Origin of the sequence: [Clostridium] colinum (genome assembly GCF_940677205.1) — a bacterium.
Lineage (GTDB): Bacteria > Bacillota > Clostridia > Lachnospirales > CAG-274 > Tyzzerella > Tyzzerella colina.
In genome coordinates this window covers 1,389,871-1,404,646 of sequence record NZ_OW712331.1, presented here as the reverse complement: position 1 = coordinate 1,404,646, position 14,776 = coordinate 1,389,871, and the positions used below count along the sequence as shown (strand labels likewise).

At 21.8% G+C, this 14,776-nt stretch carries 12 protein-coding genes; 11 read left to right on the top strand and 1 reads right to left on the bottom strand.

The window, feature by feature from the left end:
- The 10 genes from NBW53_RS06930 (at position 1) to NBW53_RS06885 (ending at position 11,027) form a co-directional block, all read left to right on the top strand.
- Positions 1–2,082, top strand: coding sequence for an FtsX-like permease family protein (locus tag NBW53_RS06930; RefSeq protein ID WP_250277543.1), 2,082 nt, complete (start codon positions 1–3; stop codon positions 2,080–2,082).
- 122 nt (positions 2,083–2,204) lie between these two features.
- On the top strand, positions 2,205–3,704 hold the full coding sequence (locus tag NBW53_RS06925) for an ATP-binding cassette domain-containing protein (RefSeq protein ID WP_250277542.1): 1,500 nt from the start codon (positions 2,205–2,207) through the stop codon (positions 3,702–3,704).
- 1,435 nt (positions 3,705–5,139) lie between these two features.
- Complete coding sequence (locus NBW53_RS06920) at positions 5,140–5,997, top strand: P-loop NTPase fold protein (RefSeq protein ID WP_250277541.1); 858 nt, start codon at positions 5,140–5,142, stop codon at positions 5,995–5,997.
- Complete coding sequence (locus NBW53_RS06915; RefSeq protein ID WP_250277540.1) at positions 5,990–6,865, top strand: hypothetical protein; 876 nt, start codon at positions 5,990–5,992, stop codon at positions 6,863–6,865. Before NBW53_RS06920 ends, NBW53_RS06915 begins: the two co-directional genes overlap by 8 nt.
- Before the next feature lies 1 nt (position 6,866).
- Positions 6,867–8,345, top strand: coding sequence for a class I SAM-dependent DNA methyltransferase (locus NBW53_RS06910; protein WP_250277538.1), 1,479 nt, complete (start codon positions 6,867–6,869; stop codon positions 8,343–8,345).
- A complete protein-coding gene (locus tag NBW53_RS06905) occupies positions 8,335–8,610 on the top strand; it encodes a hypothetical protein (RefSeq protein ID WP_250277537.1) in 276 nt (91 codons plus the stop codon). The genes NBW53_RS06910 and NBW53_RS06905 overlap by 11 nt, the downstream gene beginning before the upstream one ends.
- A 3-nt stretch (positions 8,611–8,613) precedes the next feature.
- Positions 8,614–9,870: a restriction endonuclease subunit S gene (locus NBW53_RS06900; protein ID WP_250277536.1), complete on the top strand. Its 1,257-nt coding sequence runs from the start codon at positions 8,614–8,616 to the stop codon at positions 9,868–9,870.
- Between the two features lie 19 nt (positions 9,871–9,889).
- Positions 9,890–10,036, top strand: coding sequence for a hypothetical protein (locus tag NBW53_RS06895; RefSeq protein ID WP_250277535.1), 147 nt, complete (start codon positions 9,890–9,892; stop codon positions 10,034–10,036).
- A 138-nt stretch (positions 10,037–10,174) separates the two neighbouring features.
- Positions 10,175–10,651, top strand: a complete 477-nt coding sequence (locus NBW53_RS06890; protein ID WP_250277534.1) for a hypothetical protein — start codon at positions 10,175–10,177, stop codon at positions 10,649–10,651.
- A gap of 22 nt (positions 10,652–10,673) precedes the next feature.
- Entirely contained in the window at positions 10,674–11,027 is a 354-nt protein-coding gene (locus NBW53_RS06885; RefSeq protein WP_250279021.1) for an endonuclease domain-containing protein, read from the top strand.
- A gap of 129 nt (positions 11,028–11,156) precedes the next feature.
- On the opposite strand, the gene NBW53_RS06880 is transcribed toward NBW53_RS06885, so the two are convergent.
- Positions 11,157–11,405 carry a type II toxin-antitoxin system Phd/YefM family antitoxin gene (locus NBW53_RS06880; protein ID WP_250277533.1) on the bottom strand — a complete coding sequence of 83 codons (249 nt, stop codon included), beginning with the start codon at positions 11,403–11,405 and terminating at the stop codon, positions 11,157–11,159.
- 115 nt (positions 11,406–11,520) lie between these two features.
- Between NBW53_RS06880 and NBW53_RS06875 the strand changes: the two genes are divergently transcribed.
- Complete coding sequence (locus NBW53_RS06875) at positions 11,521–14,541, top strand: type I restriction endonuclease subunit R (RefSeq protein ID WP_250277532.1); 3,021 nt, start codon at positions 11,521–11,523, stop codon at positions 14,539–14,541.
- Positions 14,542–14,776 lie beyond the last annotated feature (235 nt).

Here is a 14,776-nt window from a genome sequence, read left to right as displayed (position 1 = left end):
ATGAATATTAAATTTTCAAATCTTAATATAAAAGAAAAAATAAAAGAGTATAGTATATATTTTTTTACTATTGTAATTACTACTTGCCTATTTTTTTCTTTTCTATCTATTGGAGACTCTAATAATATAGTAATGAATAATAGTGAATATGATTTTTCATATTATTTGAATGTTGTAAACATATTAGTTTATGTAACTTCAATAAGTATACTTTTTATTGTTAGTTATGTTAATAATTACATATATAAAGAAAAAATGAAAAGTATTTCTATCTTAAATATATTAGGAGCAGATAAGAAAACTTTAGCTATAAATTTTTCAAAAGAAGTTTTTCAAATTTCGTTTATAGGTGTTTTAATAGGTTTAATTTTAGGTACTATATTTTCTCAAATACTTTCTTTGTTTATGCAGTATGCTATATTTTCAGAAATAAAATCTAATTTTTCTATATATTGGCTTACATACATAAAAACAATTATATATTTTTTAATTTTATTTTTGTTTATGACTTTAATAAATATTTTTAAAATAGGTAACAAAAGACCTATTTATTTAATAAAAGATGGTATAGATGCTAAAATAAAACCGAACTCAAAAATAAAGCAAATTATAAATGTTATCTTATTTCTTATGTCCTCTTTATATATTATATATAATATTTATGTTTATTTTAATATAGGTAGAGATTTTAAGGGTATAATACCTCATTATGAAAGTAATAAAGTACAATTAAAATTATTTATAGTAATATTAATATTTATATTTACATTTATTACTACAATTATAGCATTTATTGAAAGAAAAAGAAATTTAAACAACAAACTTTTTGTATTTACAAGTATAGAAGCTAATTTATATAAAAACATAAAATTAATGGCAGGGTTAGTAATTCTTATGACTATATCTATATTAAGTTTTTCAATGTCTAAAATTTTATCTATTTCAGCAGAAGAAAATTATATTAATAGAATGAAAAATGATATGTATATAAATTTTGATTCTTTTGTTATAGAAGATAAAAAAGATATACCAGATATTGATTATTATAATATTGTAAGTGAAGTTTTAAAAGAAAAAAATAATGAAATAGAAGATTATGTAAATTTAAAATTTTATTATATAGATGATAGTGATTTTAAACCTTATAGTGAAAAAATTAATAGATATGACCAAAACAGACTTGCCATAGGGCAAACAGATTATAATAAACTAAGAGAAATGCAAGGATATAATAAAATAGAATTAAATAATGATAAATTTTTATATCAAGTAAGCAATACTATCGATACATCTGATATAGAAGAAAATTTAGAAGCATTAAGTAAAATAAAAGTAAATAATAAAATTCTATATAATGTAGGAGAAACTCCACAAAATTATATAAATAAAGATAATTTAGGAAGTTACATATATGATGGTGTAAATCAAGATTTATTAGTTTTTCCAGACGAAATAATAGAAAATTTATCATTAGCTAAAGTTGATTTTGTTGCAAACTTTAAAAATAACTTAACATATAAAGATGCTAAAGATATTGATGAAAAGGTATTAACAATATTAAATAATAAACTTGAAAGTTTAAATAATAAATATAAGAAACATCTTGAAACTGAAAAATTAAATAGTTTTATTAGCCTTATAAGAATAGATGATATAGAAAAAGTAGATATTAAATTTGGTTCATTAATAACTATTTTATTAGGCAGTTATATTGGGTTAATATTCATCATATTAGTTATGTCTATACTAACTATTCAATCATTAGTTAATATAAAAAATAACCTAAAAAATTATAAAACATTATATATTTTAGGAATGGATTTTCAAGATATAGAAAATATAAATAAAAAAGTTATAAATAGTTTTATAAGTATACCTTTAATATTATCAATAACATCTTTAACTTTTATTATTGTTTCTTTTTACATAAGATATAAAATTAAAATAGATCTTTTTATGGGAAGTGTACCTTATTTTATATTTGTTGTGTTTCCAATAATTATAATAATTGCGTTAGTTTTTATTTATATAAAATTAATTTTAAAAAATAGTTATAATATATTAAAAACTAATCTTCATTAACATAATAAGGTGTGATAAATATGTTTTTAACTAGATTTATTGATAAGCGATGTATTAAGTTCTATATATTCGGTATTATATTAATAATTTTTAGTAGTTGTATATCTGTATATATTCCAAGTATGTTAGGAAATATACTTGATAAAATACCAAATATAGATAGTTATAGTAATTTATTCAAGTATTATTTTTTATTTTTATTATTAGGTATTTTGTTGGTTTTATCTAATTATTTATCATCTAAAATTTTTAATAAAGTAAATATAAAATCAAATGAGTATATAAATAAAATAATTTTTAAAAAATTAAAATCTTTAAATATGTTATATTGGGAAAAACAATCTATTGGTGAAGTTTTTACTATTATTAATAATGATGTGGTTACAGTATTAGATTATTATACTAAATCATTTCCACAATTAATAGCTCTATTTTTATCTATTTTATTAATATTTATATATATTATAAGAACTAATATATATATAGCAATAATACTATTTTCTATTAATATTATACTTGCATATATACAATATAATTATAATAAAAATATAAAAGTAAAGATGAAAGAATTTAGAGATATAAACGGAGTATTTAATTCTAAGTTAAATGATATATTAAATAATATAGAATCTCTTCAAATAAAAAACTATTGTAATTCAGTTGAGAAAGATTTTTATCAAGATAATTTTTTATTATTTAAAACTAAAGAAAATTTTTTAAATAAAATTATTAAATCTTCATCTATTAATTTAATTACAAGCACACTTAGTATGATAATTATATTAGTTATAGGAGGATATGCTATAAATACTAAAATTATGTCTATTGGAATTTTAGTAAATTTGATATTATATTCTCAGAAAATTTTTTCTCCTTTGACTAATATTATAAAATTATTTATACACTATGAGTCAATAAAACCATCAATTTCTAAAATTAAATTATTATTAGATAATAAAAATGAAATGTTGAGTGGAAATATAGAAATTGATAATAAAAAATTTATAACTTTAGAAATTGAAGATTTAAGTATTAAATTTAAAAATAAATATATTTTAAAAAATTTAAATTTAAAATTTGAGAAAAGTGAAATTATTGGAATTGTTGGTAAAAATGGTTCGGGTAAAAGCACATTAATTAAAGTAATTAGAAAATTAATACCTATTGATGAAGGGAAAATTTTATTAGATAAAATTAATATTAATAATATTAGTTATAATTCATTATTAAAAAGTATAAGTATAATGTCTCAAAGTATATTTGTTAATAAAACTACTCTTGATGTCATCAAGGATAAACTAAAAAATTATAAAGATATAGATTTACTAAATAAATTTTTAGGGGAAAATAAAAATTTATTTAGTGATATAGATGGGATAAAATACAAAGTTGACACCAACTCTTTAGGTGAGCTTCAAAAAATATTATTTTTAGAAACTATTTTAAATGAAGCAAACATATATATTTTTGATGAGCCATCATCAGCAATTGATATACATAGCGAGAAATATATGGCTCAAATTTTAAAAAGTATTTCAGAGAATAAAATAATAATAATTATCACACATAGAGAATTTTTATTAAATATATGTAATAGAATTATAAATTTAGATGAAATTTAATTTATTTAATCTTTATTATAGTAAGGTATCATAGAAAATATTGTATTTTTGTTGCTAAATTAAAAAGTAAAATATAAATAAAAAAATATTAATATTGTAATTATGAATTAAAGACTGGATAAAAATGATAAAAATTATGTCTTTTTTATTATTATAATTAAGATATTACTTAGTTTCTCTATTTTAAATTTTAAAGAAGAAAGACAATATAGGTATCTGTTTTTTATACAAAGTATTGTAAATAAACAAAAAATAGAAAAAATAGAAAGGAAGATATTATTTGAAAGAATTAGCAATAAAAATATTAATTCAATTATCAATAGAGGAAGAAAAAAGAAAAAAGGCTTTAAATATTTATAGTATCAGTTGTTACAGGGCTATTAATATTAATAGCCTTTTTTTATACTTAATAACAAATCCTTTAGATATGTTCAAATAATTTATTTTTGGAGATGAAATATTAGCAATAGAGCAAAAAAGATTATGGATATAACCAAAGTATAGGTATTTATGATAAAGATTATATTAAAGTAGATGGACAAGATTATGCAGATATAACATTTACAGATAGTGAAATAATGTTGTATATTTTAATCAATTAGATAAAAAGTACAAAAATCAATTGTATGGAACAGATAAAGTCGGGACGCACGGATGTGGGCTATTGTACTATCTATTTTAATAGGGCAAATATACGACCCTATATACTTATATATGGATATTATGCTAAAGGAAGTGGTTCATACTATAGTTTAATACGGCTTTTGGACTTAATGTAGAGGAGTTAGGAAATGATAAAGTAAAAGTAGTAGATGCACTTAATGGTAAGTTAGTAGTAGCACTTATGAGTAAAGGAACATTTACAAATAGTGGGCACTTTATAGTATTAAAGAGAATAACAAGTGAAGGAAAAATATTTGTAGCAGACTCTGCTAGTTATAAAAGAAGTAAATAGCAATTTGATATAGACTTAATAATAAATGAGGCTAGAAAAGGTGCAGGAGAAGGTGGAGTTTTCTGGAGTATATGGAATTAAAATTTAAAATAAAAAAGTTGTCAAAAGGAGTTTAAAATTATGAAAAAGTCAGAAATAAAAAATATATTATATAAAAGAAATTTAAAAAGTAGACCATTAGATATATTATTATATTTGAAATAACTAATGAAATTTGTAATAATAAATATAATTTAGTTAAAAAAGATATATTAAAAAGTATAAAGAAGATAATGCAAATGATATATATTTTTAAAGATATAAAAGCATTAAAAAATGAACTGGAGAGGGGTTCATTTTTACACTACTTTTAACTTACAATATAACATTATATTAAAATTGAAATATAAGTATACATGATTGAAGGTAGTTGTGAAATAATACTATAATATGTTATAATATATAATATTATGAAATTAACTTTAATAGGAGTATTCTTAAATGAGTAGTAATAGTTTTAATACCCAAAATACAATAGATGTAATAAAAGATTACTTAGATGACAAAATATATTCATATGCTATTATGTTAGATGGAGAATGGGGAAGTGGAAAAACATATTTTGTTAAAAATATTTTAGAGAAAGATATTAATAAGAAAATAATATATGTATCCTTGTATGGTATTAATTCACTTGATGAAATATCTAATGCTATTATTTTTAGTAGTTTGAAAAATAAAAATAATAAGGTAGTAATAGCAAGTAATTTAGGTATAAATATAGGTAAGTTATTATTAAATAATTATTTACCTAAAGAAGTAGTTGAAATAAAAAAAGAATTATTGGAAAGTTTAGATTTTAAAGGAATTTTTGAAGACAATAAATTAAAAAATAAATTTTTAATTTTTGATGATTTAGAAAGATGTAAACTTCCATTAAATGAAGTTCTTGGATATATAAATAATTATATTGAGCATCAAAATGTAAAAGTTATGATTGTTGCAAATGAAAATAAAATAAAAGAAAATTTTGAAAACTACACAAAAATAAAAGAAAAACTTATTTCTCAAACAATAAATTATATTCCTAATTTAAAAAATAGTATAGAAAATATACTGAAAAACTCTGATATAAATGAAGAATTAAAAAATATTTTGAAACAAGAAGAAACAATAGAAGTTTGTGTCAATATGATGAATAAAGAACAACATTTAAATTTAAGGACATATCAATTTTTTCTTTCAAAGATAAATATATTGTATAGTAAAATATTTAATAATATAGAAAACATTAATGAAAAAGATAAATTAATATTTGAGCTTATACAAATCTTATTATGTTATAGTTATTTTGTATAAAAAAGGTGAGATAATAAATAAATCCAATAATTTTATTGAAAAAATTCATTCATATAGATTAATAAAATTTAGTACAAAAGATTTAAATGTTTTTCTAAATTTTATAGAAAATTCTGTTTTAAATGAAAAATATATAGAAAAATTTAAAGAAAGAGAATTTGATGTATTAAACCAATATAATAAATTAATTTCAAATTTACATAATTATTGGGATTATTTTTATGAAAAAGAAATATTGAAACAAGTTAATGAACTATTAAAATTTATAGAACCTAAATATGCTACTAAAGAATTTATAGAAAAATATCCATATATAATTAAGATAATATTAGAATTAAATCATATGAAGATTATTGATATAAATTTAGATAATATATTTGATAAAATGAAAGAAAATATTAAATATTTTGATGATTATATTTTGGTTTCATATGATTTACCCAATATGTATAAAGAAAAAATCAATGAGAAAACAAATATATTAAGAAAAGAAATAAATAATAATTTTGAACTAAAAATAAAAAATAAGTTTAACTATATATTATGTTCTACAACAAATGACGAAGAATGGATAACTGATTTTTTTGATATTAGTATAGGACATATAATTATAATAGGATTTTTGGCTAATGTCAATATAGATAAACTTGTACAAAAAATATATAGGTCTAGTCCTAAACAAATAAATGGTTTCTTAAAAAACATAAATAATAAAGTATATTATAATATTCCACAAATAAAAGAATTTGATAAAGAAAAACAAGCATTAACTGACTTTAAAACAGCATTAAAAGAATATAAAAAAGATAATATAGATAAAGTTGTTATATTGCAAATAGAAAATATAATAAATTATATAGGAGGATAATATGGAAAGAGAAATTGAAAATAAATTATGGGATATAGCGTGTACATTAAGAGGAAATATGGACGCATCAGAATATAAGCAAGTTATATTAGGGCTTATATTTTTAAAATACATATCAGATAAATTTGAAACAAAATATAAAGAGCTTGTGGCAGAAGGAGATGATTTTGAAGATGATGAAGATGCATATATTGCAGAAAATATCTTTTTTGTGCCAGAAGATGCAAGATGGGGCTATATATTAGAAAATGCAAATAGTGAAGAAATAGGACAAGTAATAGATAATGCTATGAAAAGCATAGAAAAAAATAATAATAGGCTTAAAAATGTATTACCTAAAAACTTTGCAAGAGAAGAACTTGATAAAAGAAAACTTGGGGAAGTTATAACTAAGTTTAATAATATAGAAATACCAAAAAATGATAATGATGTTTTAGGTAGAGCTTATGAATATTGTTTATCACAATTTGCAGAACAAGAAGGGAAAAAAGGGGGCGAATTTTACACACCAGAATGTGTTGTAAAAACAATAGTTGAAATATTAAAACCTTACAATGGTAGGGTGTATGACCCTTGTTGTGGTAGTGGTGGTATGTTTGTTCAATCTAAAAAATTTATAGAAAGTCATCAAGGAAACATAAATGATATTTCTATATATGGGCAAGAATCTAACCCTACAACTTGGAAGCTTGCTATGATGAACCTTGCTATTAGAGGTATAGAGGCAGATTTGGGACAATATAATGCCGACACTTTTTTAAACGATGTACATTCAAATTTGAGGGCAGATTTTATAATGGCAAATCCACCGTTTAATCTTTCAAACTGGGGCAGAGATAATTTAGAAGATGACAAAAGGTTTAAATATGGATTGCCACCAGATGCTAATGCCAACTTTGCTTGGTTGCAACATATGATATACCATTTATCAAATAATGGTAAAATAGGTATGGTTCTTGCTAATGGTTCTTTATCTTCTCAATCAGGAGGCGAAGGAGAAATAAGAGCAAGAATAATAGAAGATGATTTAGTAGATTGTATAATTGCTATGCCTTCGCAACTTTTTTATACAACACAGATACCTGTTTGCCTTTGGATAATAGCTAAAGATAAAAAACAAAAAGGTAAAACACTTTTTATAGATGCTAGAAATATGGGTGAAATGAAAACAAGAAAGTTAAGAGAGCTTACAGAAGATGAAATAGGTAAAATAGCAAAAATATATACAGATTATGAAAATGGAATATTAGAAGATGTGAAAGGTTTTTGTAAAGTGTCTACAACAGAAGAAATAAAAGCTCAAGATTATATATTAACACCTGGTAGATATGTTGGTATAGAAAAACAAGAAGAAGACACAGAACCTTTTGATGAAAAAATGGAAAGGCTTATAAAAGAGCTTTCAGAAATGTTTTCTAAAAGTAGACAATTAGAAGATAAAATAAAAGAAAGATTAGGGGGAATAGGATTTGAGTTTTAATATTGAACAATTTAAAAAAGATAAAGAAAAGTTAGATTTATTAAAAGATATAGAAGAAGGCAATAAAATTTTAAATAATTTTAAAAGAGAAGATGCTATTGATTTTATAGAAAAACAAAAATTTGAAAATGCAGAAACTAATATAACAAATATAAATACACAATTTATACCTTATAATCAAGCTAGTGATAATATGTTAAAAGATAAAATTTATGAAATAATAAGTATTCTTCAAGCTAAATTTGTTTCAAAGGCAGGTGAGTAATTAGTGAAACATTGGAAAGAAGTCAAATTGGGTGATATATGTGATATTATAATGGGACAATCTCCAAAATCTGAATTTTATAATAATGAAAATAAAGGAATTGAATTTTTGCAAGGAAATAAAACATTTGGTATAAAACACCCCATATATGATACATATACAACTCAAATAACAAAAAAAGCACTTAAAAATGATATTATTATGAGTGTTAGAGCACCTGTTGGAGATATAAATATAACTACAAAAGATATTTGTATAGGTAGAGGTTTATGTAGTTTAAGAATGAAAAATAATCAACAAGAATTTTTATATTATTTGTTAAAAAATTATTCAAAAGAGTTGCAAAGTAATCAAAACGGAACAGTATTTGGTTCTATAAATAAAAATCAAATATTTAATTTTAAAGTATTAATTACAACAAATATAGAAGAACAAAAAGCAATAGCAAAAAACCTTTCTTGCCTTGATGAAAAAATAGAGCTAAACAACAAAATTAACAAAAATCTTGAAGAAATGGCTCAAGCTATTTTTAAAAAATGGTTTATTGATTTTGATTATCCACTTACTGATGAAGAAATAGCTAATGGTGGGCGTGAATTTGTAGATAGTGAACTTGGCAAAATTCCTAAAAGTTGGCGTGTTGGAAAACTTAATGATATTATTTATGATATAATAGGTGGAGATTGGGGAAAAGATAAAGTGCAAGGTAATTATATAAAAAATGTTTTTTGTATAAGAGGAGCAGATATTCCTAAAATAGAAAATGGGGAATTAATTAATCTACCGAATAGATTTATCATTAATAAAAATTTTGAAAATAAAAAACTTTTATCAAATGATATTATAATTGAAATATCTGGAGGCAGTCCAACTCAATCAACTGGAAGAGTTACTATAATAAAAAATAGTATTTTAAAAAATACTCCTAATCTCATTTGTACAAATTTTTGTAGAATTTTAAGAAGTAAAAATAATTTTCATAATTTTATGTATTATTATTTAAAATTCATTTATAATAAAGGTGTTATGTTTACATATGAAAATGGTACAACAGGTATAAAAAATTTAGATGTTAAAAATCTATTAGAAAAAGAAGTTTTAACAATTCCAGATATTAAAATAATTCATAATTTTAATATTATTATAGATGCTATAAAATATAAAATTATAAAATCTTCAGAACAAAATGAAAAACTAGCTCAAATAAGAGATACTTTATTACCTAAATTAATAAATGGTGATGTTAGAGTGCCTTATTAATACTAAAGAGAGGATTTTTATGATGTTAGAATTAGTAAAAGATAACTTAGGAGATATTTCATCAGTTACAACAACAGTTATAATTGCTATAATAGTTTATTTTCAAAATAATAAATTTAATAAAAATAATCAAAATTTACAAGAAAAGTTAAGTAAAGATAATTAAGAGTTACAAAAGAAGATAAATGAAATTGAAAATAAAAAAATACTATATAATAATATATTAAGTATTTATCATAATTTTACAAAAGTTAAAGACATTATTTCAAAATTTAAAAATAAAGAGTATTTTTTAAATATATTAATGGATTATAAACATATTAATGATAAAGTAAATAAATTAAATATTTTGAAAGATGATATATCTAAATCTTTATTAGAAGCAAAAATTATATTTTCAAAAGAAGAGATTTTACTTATTAATTTAATAAAAATAGAACAAATATATAGTGGTTTTTATTATGATTTTGAAGATTATATTAAAAATAAATATGAGGCAGATTATTTAGATGCTTTATGGAAACTTTGTAAATTAAGTGATATTAATATAATAAGAGATGGAAATTCTATTTTTGGTAATGAATTTGATGGTAATTCAAATACAGCTGAATTAGATATTTTGAATGATAAAGAGTTAATAAAACAATTTAATCAAAATTTTAACTTTGATTATTTATTGACAATTACATCAGAATTTGAAATAATTTTAGATTATTTTGAAGAGGAAAATTTTGATATACATTTTAAAGAATATTTATCTATTGATAAAATGCTTATTTAAAGAAGGTGATATATTGATTAGAATGTATAATAAAAATTTAATACCAAAAGCTCAAGATTTAAGAGAAAATATGACACATCAAGAAAAAAAGCTATGGTATGGTTATCTTAGTAAATATCCTTTAAGATTTAGAAGACAAAAGCTTATAACAAAGTATATTTTAGATTTTTATTGTGCTAAAGCTAAACTTGTTGTAGAAATAGATGGCAACCAACATTACACAAAAGAAGGTTTAGCTTATGATGAAAAAAGAACTGCATTTTTAGAAAATGTATTTAAGCTAAAAGTAATAAGATTTAAAAATGAAGAAGTAGATAACAATTTTCAACAAGTATGTAATACAATAGATAAAGTTGTAAGAGAAAGAACAAATTAAACTTTTTAATAAAGATAAGGATTGTATAAAAATCAATACAACCTTATCTTTATATTAAATTTATAATAGATATTTTTTAAATTAGTATTATATCTTTAATATCTTTTTTAGTATACACTATTTTATACATTACCAAATAACCTCATCTTCTGAAATACATTCATTTAAAGAAGTATTCATTCCATCTATTAATTTATTTTTCATTACTTTATTAGACATTAATTCAAGTGTAGCAATCATACCATTATATTCTTCTTCACTAATTAATATAGCATTACCTTCTTTTGTATTTATTGATAAAGTTTCATTAAATTTTATAGTATTTTCAGTAAGTTTATAAATATTTTTTCTAAAATTAGTTATATTTGTTGTTATCATTTCAAAATCACCTTTCTAAATATATTATAACATACAATATAAATAAATTTATGATATAATAAAATTAAATTTTATAAGTAAAAATAATAAATAAATTCATAAGGGAGAATATACAATGAAAGAGGCAGACTATGAAAATGCAATATTAGAACTATTTGAAAATATAGGATATAAAAAACTTAATGGTGCAAATATAGAACGAGATTTAAAAAGTCCTTTATGGGAGCAAGAGCTACAAGAAAGCTTAGCAAGAATAAATAAAAATTTACCTAAAGATGCTATACAAGAGGCTATTTATAAAATTAAAAATATAGAAAATGGTTCATTAGAACAACAAAATGAAATATTTATGAACTATTTACAAAATGGAGTAACGGTAAAATATAAAGAAGATAACGAAGAAATACATAAATTATGTAATCTTATAGATTATGAAAAAATAGGCAATAACTCTTTTTATGCAGTTAATCAATTTACTTTTATTGAAAGAGAAGAAAAACGCCCTGATATTATATTATTTATAAATGGACTTCCTTTAATATTAATGGAGCTTAAATCTCCTTCAAGAGAAAATACAACTACAAGTGAAGCTTATAGACAAGTAAGAAACTATATGCAAGTTATACCATCTATGTTTATTTATAATGTAGCTATTGTTTTAAGTGATTTAGTAGTTTCTAAAATAGGAACAATAACTTCTAATGAAGACAGATTTATGGTTTGGAAAACTAAAGACGGAAAATCTGAAGATAAAAGTTTAGTTAATTTTAATGTATTCTTTGAAGGTATTTTTCAAAAAGAAAGATTTTTAGATATTGTAAGAAATTTTTGCCTTTTTTCAAATACTGGTGTAAAAAAAGTTAAAATTATAGCAGGTTATCATCAATATTATGCAGTAAAAAAAGCCGTTGAACGAACAAAAGAGGCTAAAGAAACTGATAAAAAAGGGGGAGTATTTTGGCATACACAAGGTAGTGGAAAATCTTTATCTATGGTTTTTTACTCTAAGTTATTATCAAAAGAAATTCCTAATGTAACTATATTAGTCTTAACAGATAGAAAAGATTTAGATAATCAATTATATACACAGTTTGTAAAATGCACAGACTTTTTAAGAACAACACCTATACAAGCAGAAGATAGAAAACACCTTAAAAAGCTTTTAGAAACTACAAAATCGGGAGAAATTATTTTCACAACAATGCAAAAATTTGAAGAAAGTTACGAAGCATTATCTGAAAGAAATGATATAATCGTTATGGCAGATGAAGCTCACCGTGGACAATATGGACTGAAAGAAAAAATAGATGAAGACGGTAAAATAAAAATAGGTTTTGCTAGAATGATAAGAAATAGTTTACCTAATGCAACATATATAGGTTTTACAGGGACACCTATTTCACAAAAAGATAAAAGCACAAGAGAAGTTTTTGGAGATTACATAGATATTTATGATATGACACAAGCTGTTGAAGACGGAGCTACAAAGCCAGTTTATTATGAAAGTAGAGTTGTTAAGCTACAACTAGACGAAGATACATTAAAACAAATAGATGAAGAATATTCTAATTTAAGTGATTTTGCCGATGAAATAACAATAGAAAAAAGCAAAAAACAATTAGCTAAAATGGACGCAATACTTGGTGCAGAAGAAACAATAAATTCTTTAGTTACTGATATTTTATCTCATTATGATAATTATAGAAAAAATCTTTTAACAGGGAAAGCTATGATAGTAGCTTATTCTAGGGATATAGGTATAAAAATATATAAAAAGATTATAGAGCTAAAGCCAGAATATGAAAAAAATGTAAATATTGTAATGACTTCAAGCAACAACGACCCTGAAGAATGGAAAGCACTTATAGGAGATAAAAAATATAAAGAAGAATTGGCTATACAATTTAAAGATGATGAAAGCGATTTTAAAATAGCTATCGTTGTTGATATGTGGCTAACAGGATTTGATGTACCTTCTCTTGCTACAATGTATGTTTATAAACCTATGAAATCTCATAACCTTATGCAAGCTATAACTAGAGTAAACCGTGTATTTAAAGAAAAAGAAGGTGGACTTGTTGTAGATTATATAGGTATTGCAACTGCTTTAAAAGAGGCTATGAACGAATATACTTTAAGGGATAGAGAAAAATATGGTGATACAGATATAAAAACTAAAGCATATCCTATATTTTTAGAAAAACTTAGTTTTTGCAAAGATATGTTTGTAAAATTTGATTATAGTAAATTTTTAAATGGTACAGATTTAGACAGAGCAAATACTATTTTAGACGGAGTTAATTATATAATATCAGATAATAAGAAAAAAGATGATTTTGCAAAAACAGCTAATGAACTTAAACAAGCTTTATCTTTATGTGCTAGTATTGTTTGTGAAGAAGACAGGTTGCTATCGGCTTTTTTTGAAGCAGTTAGAGCTACTGTTGTGAAAATTAGTTTTAATGGGGAAAATGAAAAAAGATTATCTTTAAACGATGTAAACGAAAATATAAATAATCTTTTAAAAGCAAGCATAAAAAGTGAAGGAATAATAAACTTATTTTCTGATATAAAATCAGAGTTTTCTATATTTAATCCTGAATTTTTACAAGAAGTTAAAAAAATGAAACAAAAAAATATAGCAATAACTTTACTAAAACAATTATTAAATGAAGAAGTTAAGCAATATAAAAAAAGTAACTTAGTAAAATCAGAGCTGTTCTCTGATAAAATTAAAAAGCTTATGAATTCTTATGTAAATGGATTAATTTCTAATGAAGAAGTAATAGAAGAACTTATAAAAATTAGTAAAGAAATAATGGAAATGAAAGAAGAATCTAAAAAATTAGGATTTACTGAAGAAGAATTAGCTTTTTATGATGCTCTTACAAAACCTCAAGCTGTTAAAGATTTTTATGAAAATAAAAATGAAGATTTGGTTAATTTAACAAAAGAATTGACAGATATGTTAAGAAAAAGCCGTACAGTTGATTGGCAAAGAAAAGAAAGTGCTAGAGCTAAAATGAGGCTAATGGTAAAAAAATTATTAAAAAAATATAAATACCCACCTGAGGATTGTGATGATGCAATAGATACAGTTATAGAACAATGTGAATTATGGACAGATAATTTATAATATTATTGTAAACTAAAAATCAAATTATGTAAATATCATTTTAGATTTATTCATAATAAAAATATATTTTATATATTGCGTAAAAAGGCAACTAATAATTATTTATTAGTTTGTCTTTTTTTGTGTCTTATAAAGTCTAAATTGACGAGAAATGTTTGTAATAATAAGGTTTTAACAATTTTTAATTATAATGTAATTAAAAATGTTATAGATTGAACTAATTGCCAAGACATTT

What these genes read in the sequence shown, in the direction of transcription:
- NBW53_RS06930 (WP_250277543.1), top strand. Translation starts at nt 1, where the DNA reads ATGAATATTAAATTTTCAAATCTTAATATAAAAGAAAAAATAAAAGAG.
- NBW53_RS06925 (WP_250277542.1), top strand. Translation starts at nt 2,205, where the DNA reads ATGTTAGGAAATATACTTGATAAAATACCAAATATAGATAGTTATAGT.
- NBW53_RS06920 (WP_250277541.1), top strand. Translation starts at nt 5,140, where the DNA reads ATGAGTAGTAATAGTTTTAATACCCAAAATACAATAGATGTAATAAAA.
- NBW53_RS06910 (WP_250277538.1), top strand. Translation starts at nt 6,867, where the DNA reads ATGGAAAGAGAAATTGAAAATAAATTATGGGATATAGCGTGTACATTA.
- NBW53_RS06895 (WP_250277535.1), top strand. Translation starts at nt 9,890, where the DNA reads ATGATGTTAGAATTAGTAAAAGATAACTTAGGAGATATTTCATCAGTT.
- NBW53_RS06890 (WP_250277534.1), top strand. Translation starts at nt 10,175, where the DNA reads ATGGATTATAAACATATTAATGATAAAGTAAATAAATTAAATATTTTG.
- NBW53_RS06885 (WP_250279021.1), top strand. Translation starts at nt 10,674, where the DNA reads ATGTATAATAAAAATTTAATACCAAAAGCTCAAGATTTAAGAGAAAAT.
- NBW53_RS06880 (WP_250277533.1), bottom strand. Translation starts at nt 11,405, where the DNA reads ATGATAACAACAAATATAACTAATTTTAGAAAAAATATTTATAAACTT.
- NBW53_RS06875 (WP_250277532.1), top strand. Translation starts at nt 11,521, where the DNA reads ATGAAAGAGGCAGACTATGAAAATGCAATATTAGAACTATTTGAAAAT.